This window comes from Flavobacterium glycogeni, assembly GCF_048286775.1.
Classification (GTDB): domain Bacteria; phylum Bacteroidota; class Bacteroidia; order Flavobacteriales; family Flavobacteriaceae; genus Flavobacterium.
On record NZ_JBLVPV010000046.1, the window covers coordinates 1 to 6770 of the forward strand.

Annotated in this window: 3 protein-coding genes; all 3 read left to right on the plus strand. The window is 28.4% G+C overall.

Going from position 1 to position 6770, the window contains the following annotated elements; genetic code table 11:
- Nucleotides 1–493 (plus strand): phosphopantetheine-binding protein (locus tag ACNQGX_RS18050; protein ID WP_417978654.1); only part of this gene is annotated, 493 nt, incomplete at its 5' end.
- A gap of 25 nt (nt 494–518) precedes the next feature.
- The gene (locus tag ACNQGX_RS18055) at nt 519–4970 is read left to right on the plus strand and encodes a type I polyketide synthase (RefSeq protein ID WP_417978656.1); all 4452 of its coding nucleotides are present in this window, start codon (nt 519–521) and stop codon (nt 4968–4970) included.
- Nucleotides 4971–5036: 66 nt separating this feature from the next.
- Nucleotides 5037–6770 (plus strand): condensation domain-containing protein (locus ACNQGX_RS18060; protein ID WP_417978658.1); only part of this gene is annotated, 1734 nt, incomplete at its 3' end.

A 6770-nucleotide genomic window follows, 5' to 3' on the forward strand; every position in this document is an offset into this window, starting at 1 on the left:
AGATAAATCAGAATTGAGAGGATATTTAGTAAAAAATCTTCCAGAATATATGGTTCCTAGTTTTTATGTAGAACTAGATTCTATGCCATTAACTTCAAACGGGAAAGTAGACAGAAAAGCATTGCCAAGTGTGACAGGTGAGGATGTAATTAAAAAAGAATATGTAGCTCCAAGAAATGAAATTGAAGAGAAACTGGTTACGTTAATTGCTAAAATTTTAAATTGTAAAGAGAATGAAATTGGTATAAATGATAATTTCTTTGATTTGGGACTGAATTCTTTGAAATTAATAAACATTGTAAATCTAATAAAAAAAGAATTTGATTTAGTAATCAGTATTTCGATACTTTTTGAATTCCCAAATGTTAATGAGTTATCAAATAAAATTTATAATTTGATAAACAGAATTGAAGCTAAACCAAAATATATATCAGAAAATTCACATAAAAAACATGAAGATTTATCACGAATATTTGATGAGTTTTTAGAATGAATCGAAGGTTAAAAAAAAGACATTTATGAAAAGAGAATCGATAAAAAGAGATATTGCAATTATTGGTATTTCGTGTAAATTTTCCAAAACAGAAGATTTAAATCAGTTTTGGGAAAATTTGAAAGAAGGAAATGAAATGATACAGTTTTATACAGATGAAGAACTTCTTGAAGAAGGAATAGATAAAAGTATCATTAATAACCCTGACTATGTAAAAATAAAAACCTTTTTAGATAATTCAGACAGCTTTGATTATCCTTTTTTTGGTTATACTAAGGATGAGGCTAATTTAATGGATCCACAAATAAGGCTTTTACATGAGCAAGTTTGGTTAGCATTAGAAGATGCAGGATATAATTCATCATCATATTCAGATAAAATAGGTATTTATATGACAGCTGCTGATAATTTTAATTGGATAGCTCATAGTTTAATGAGTGAGAATAAAAATGTGGATCCTTTTTTCTTATCTCACATAAATAATAAAAATTTTATTAGCACCTTAATTTCTTATAGTTTAAATTTAAAAGGACCTAGCGTCTTTATTGATACTGCTTGCTCAAGTTCATTAGCCACAGTACATATGGCAAGTAGAAGTTTATTGTTAAGAGAATGTTCATTAGCAATTGCTGGAGGGATAAATTTGTATACAAAAAAAGATAAAGGATATTTCTATAAAGAAGGTATGATTTCTTCAAAAGATGGTCATTGTCGTACATTTGACAGTGAATCTACAGGGACAATGGGATCTGAGGGTACAGCTGTAGTAGTATTAAAAAGATTAGAAGAGGCAATAATAGATAAAGATAATATTTATGCTGTTATACGTTCCACTGCAGCCAATAATGATGGTAAAAGGAAGGTAGGTTTTACAGCGCCAAGTGTTACAGGTCAGTCGGACTGTATTGAGATGGCACAAAATATAGCTAAAGTTCCATATAATACAATATCATATATAGAGGCTCATGGTACCGCAACTCATTTGGGAGATCCTGTTGAAATTGAATCACTTAATAAGGCTTTTAATTATGATACTTCACATGATTGTGCAATTGGTTCTCTTAAATCCAACTTAGGTCATTTGGGTAATGCTGCGGGAGTAGCGGGATTAGTAAAGACAGTATTGGCTTTAAAAAATAAAATGATTCCTGCATCATTACATTATTCAATTCCAAATCCTAAAATAAATTTTGAGGGAGGTCCATTTTATGTTAATTCAGAGCTAAAAAAATGGGAGCAAAAAGATTCGTTTCCTTTAAGGGCCGGAGTGAGTAGTTTTGGAATAGGAGGAACTAATGTTCATGTAATTTTGGAAGAATTTCAAAACGAAGAAAATCAAGGCAATTCTAGACCATTTCAATTAATCCAATATTCAGCAAAAAGCCAGAACTCATTAAAAAAATATTCTACTAAATTAAAAGAATTTGTTAGTAAGGAAATGTTCAATTTGGCGGACTTATCATACACTTTGAAAATAGGAAGAGAAGCATTTTTGTACAGAAATTTTATGGTCTGTGAGAACAAAGAAGAGGTTCTTTCTAAATTAAATGAAATTATTAGCAATAAAAATCAAATATCAGTTGAAAAGAGTATCAAGAATTTAGTTTTTATGTTTCCAGGTCAAGGGAGTCAGTATTTTAAAATGGGTAAAGATTTATATAATCACGAACCTCTTTTTAAAATATTTATGGATGAAGGCTTCAAAATATTATTTAATCTAACAGGAGAAGATTATTCAGAAATTATTGGATATAATTTAAATGAGAACATAGATGCAAATTTGATCAATGAAACACGATATACACAACCAATTCTTTTCTTAATAGAATATGCGTTGGCTTCCCTTTTATTAAAATGGGAAATAAAACCAAGTTACATGATTGGACATAGTTTGGGTGAATATGCCGCAGCGTGTATTGCAGAAGTTTTTTCTATGGAAGATGCCTTAAAATTAATTGTAAGAAGATCACAATTAATGAGTGAGGTGGAAAAAGGAGATATGATTGCTATAAGTGCGTCAGTTAATGAAGTTATAGAATTATTAACTAAAGACTTGTCGATTGCGGCAATAAATTCAGAAACGTCATGTGTGGTTTCAGGAAACAAAAATGCGATAGCTGATTTTATTCAAGTTTTAACTTTCAACGAAATTCCTTTTTCTCAACTAAAAACATCACATGCATTTCATTCTGAGATGATGGATGTTATTTCAGAAGAATATGAAAAAGAACTAAATAATATAAAATTATCGAAAGCGAAGTTTCCTTTTATTTCCAATTTGACTGGGAAACAAATTCTTGATGAAGAAGCAACATCAACAAAATATTGGGTTAAACATGTAAAGGAAACAGTTAATTTTAAAGATGGAATTGATTTTCTACTTAAAGAAAAAGATGCTGTTTATCTTGAAATCGGACCAGGCAAAACATTATTAACGTTTAGTAAGCAAAATAAATATTATTCAAATATGAATACTACTATTGAGTTAGTAAGACATTTTAATGAATCCATTGATGATAATAGAAAATTTACTAATGCAATAGGAGAGATTTGGAACCAAGGAATTAAGATAAATTGGAAAGAATATTATTCATCAGAAGTGCGAACTAGAATTTCTGTACCTACTTATAGTTTTGATAATTATAAACTTGATTTTATAGTTGATCCTTTTCAGAAATTAACTGAAAATTGTTTTTTTAATGATGTAAGACCATTTAATGAATGGTTTTACATGCCAAATTGGAAAAAATCATTCTTAAGCAAGAAAGGACAAGAAATAAAGAAGAATCAGAATTATTTAATTTTGTCCAATAAAGGGAAATTGATAACATCTCTTAAAGATCAATTACGGAAAGAGAAAAATACTGTTATTGAAGTTGAAAGAGGAACAGATTTTGAATGTTACGATAAACATTCGTTTAGAATAAATCCTGTTAATGAAAATGATTTCATATCATTATTCAAAAATTTAGGAAATAATAAGATTGAAATCGAACAAGTTTTATTCAATTGGGATTTCGAAGGTGAAGATCAAGAAACAATATTGTCAACCTTTTTAATATTCAATAGCCTATGTAAATGTTTGATTGATTATTTCCCTAACTCTAAGAAGAAAATCACATTATTATGTAGTTTAAATCATGCTGTCACTGATGATAGGAAAAGCAACATATCAATGATAACATCAATGAAACAGCTTTATGTATGTTCTCAAGAGAATCCAAATATATTTAGTTGTAGTATAGACATCAAACAAGAAAATGATGATTCCGAAACGATCCAGAAAATTATTGGGGAGTTAAAATATAATTATTCAGATACAACAGTTGCCTTTAGAAATAGCATACGTTGGGTAGAATTTTATGAAAATATTAGTTTAGAGACAGATGATAAAAATAAGTATATAAAAGAAAATAAAGTATACTTAATTACTGGAGGTATGGGAAATGTTGGAAAAACATTAGCCGCATATCTATCAGATACATATTCTTCTAAAGTAATAATTATTGGAAGAAGTTCTATTCCGTCTGAAGATCTTTGGGAAAATCTTTTAAATGATATTTCGAGCGATTCTAAAAAGATTGATATAATTCAGAATTTAAAAAACCTAAAAAGGGAAAATAGACAAATCTTTTATTACAATGCAGATGTTTCCGATTATGATGCATTTTATAATGTTATTAAAAATATTGAATCTGATCACGGAAAAATATCAGGAGTTATTCATGCAGCTGGAAATATAGATAAGGAAACTTTTAAACCAATAGAAAATTTAAATAAAGAAATTGCCTTAAAACAATTTTTGCCAAAAATTAATGGGACTGTAAATATTTATAATATTTTTAAAAATAATTCCTTAGATTTTGTATGGGTTACTTCTAGTCTTGCTTCTGTTTTGGGAGGTTTAACATTTGGGGCATATTCAGTAGCAAATGCATTTATAGATTCATTTATTTGCAATAAGAAGGAAGAATTACAAAACTGGTTTTGTGTTAATTTAGACGGGATTACTGAGGAAAGAATCAATCATCAAAAGCTAATTGAAGTATTCGAAAAATCTTTTTTTGTAGATTCACTCGCTCAAGTCATTATATCTGTCAAAGACCCAAATTCATTCAAATTAAATCAAAATTTACCTATAGATGAAACCAAATCATCTGATATTGATCGTAGCGTTATAAGTGTCGATTATTTAGCTCCTTCAACTATAATGGAAGAAGAATTATGTCAAATAATTCAATCGTTTTTTGGATATAAAAAAATTGGAGTTTTAGATAATTTCTTTGAAATGGGAGGTGATTCACTTAAAGCAATGACTGTAATAAAAAGGGTAAATAAATTATTTGGTGTAGAATCAAGTATCCAGGACTTTTATTTAAATCCAACTGTAAAAGAGTTTTCTGAGGAAATAGAATTAGCAATTAAATTCATTAATCTGCAAGAAAAGGTTAAAGGAGAAAACACAATTATTATTTAATAGTGATTCGTTAGTGTGATTTTTCGTTGGAAATCATTAGGTAAAAATAGACAAAGCGTAGATAAAATGTTAGATTTAGTAAAAGAATTAGAAGATAAAAATATAAGAATTTCATTGAAAGAAAATAATCTTGAGATCAATTTTGATGGCGAGATTGATAGTGAAATACTTAATAAATTAAGAACCAATAAAGAAAAGTTAGTCTATTTTCTTACTAAACATTCAAATGTCAATAAAGGAATTAAAAGCATTGGAGTATTAGAAAGTTACCCAATTTCTCATGCCCAAAAAAGATTATGGATACAAAGTCAAATAGAAGAAAAGTCGAAAGCGTATCACATTTGTAATCAAATTGAACTAAATGAAAATTTTGATATTAATATTTTAGAAGATTCTGTTTTTAAGGTAATTAAGCGTCACGAGATACTTAGGACTATTTTTAAATTAAATGAAGAAGGAGAGATAAGACAGTGGATTTTAAGTGATGAAGAATTAAATTTTAAGGTAAACCATATTGATTTTAGAAATGAAAAAGAGCCATATCAGAAAGTAAAGCAATATATTCAAGAAGATAATGAAATTGCATTTGATTTTGAAAATGGACCTCTTCTTAGAATATCTTTTCTAAAATTGACGGATGAACATTATATTCTTTATTACAACATGCATCACATAATTACAGATGGATGGTCAATAAATATTTTAGAAAGAGATCTTTTTTCCTATTACCAATCATTTAAATCTGATGTTGAGTGTGATTTGAAAGATTTACTTATACAGTATAAGGATTACGCAACTTGGCAGTTATCTTCAATAGAAACAGGAGCTTATAAAAGCCATAGAAATTTTTGGAGGCAACAGTTATCAGGAGATTTACCTAGATTAGACCTGCCAAGTTTTAAAGAAAGGCCTAGAGTTATTACATATAATGGACATATTTTACGGACTTATTTATCTCCTGAGTTAACTAATAAAATAAAAGGTTTCTGCAACCAAAATGGAGGAAGTTTATTTATGGGGCTTTTGACAGTCTTAAAAATTCTTTTAAATAAATATACATCACAGCAGGATATAATAATGGGTACTGCTGTAGCTGGCAGAGAAGATTCAGATTTGGAAGATCAAATAGGTTTTTATATAAATACATTAGTATTGCGAAATGAAATTGATCAGGAAGACAGTTTCTTTAACTTTTTTGAAAAAGTAAAAAAATCAACAATGGAAGCTTTTTCACATCAGATTTATCCTTTTGATATGTTAGTCTCCGATCTGAATCTGAACTGGGATACAAATAGAAATTCTGTTTTTGACAGCATGATTACTTTCCATAATACTTCAGATGCAAAAGATAATTTTCAAATAGACAAAGACAATTTTAGTACTATTGTGGACTTAGGTTCAAGAAAAGCGAATTTTGATTTTGAATTTGAGTTCAAAGAAACTGGAGATGCATTATCCTTTGTTACCTCTTACAACAATGATATTTATGATTTTGAAATGATTGAGAGATTAATAAATCATTTCAAGATATTAATTGCCGAAGTATTACAAAATCCATATAATCCCATAAAAAACATTAATTACCTATCTGAAGAGGAAAAATATCAATTATTATTAGCCTTCAATGACACTAGAGTAGCTCATCCTGAAGATAAAACGATTATTGATTTATTTGAAGAGCAGGTTGCGAAGACTCCGAACAGTATAGCATTAGTATTTGAGGACAAGGAATTAACGTATCAAGAGCTTGATGATTTATCTACTCAATTATCATATAGTTTACGAGAAGACTATGGTATA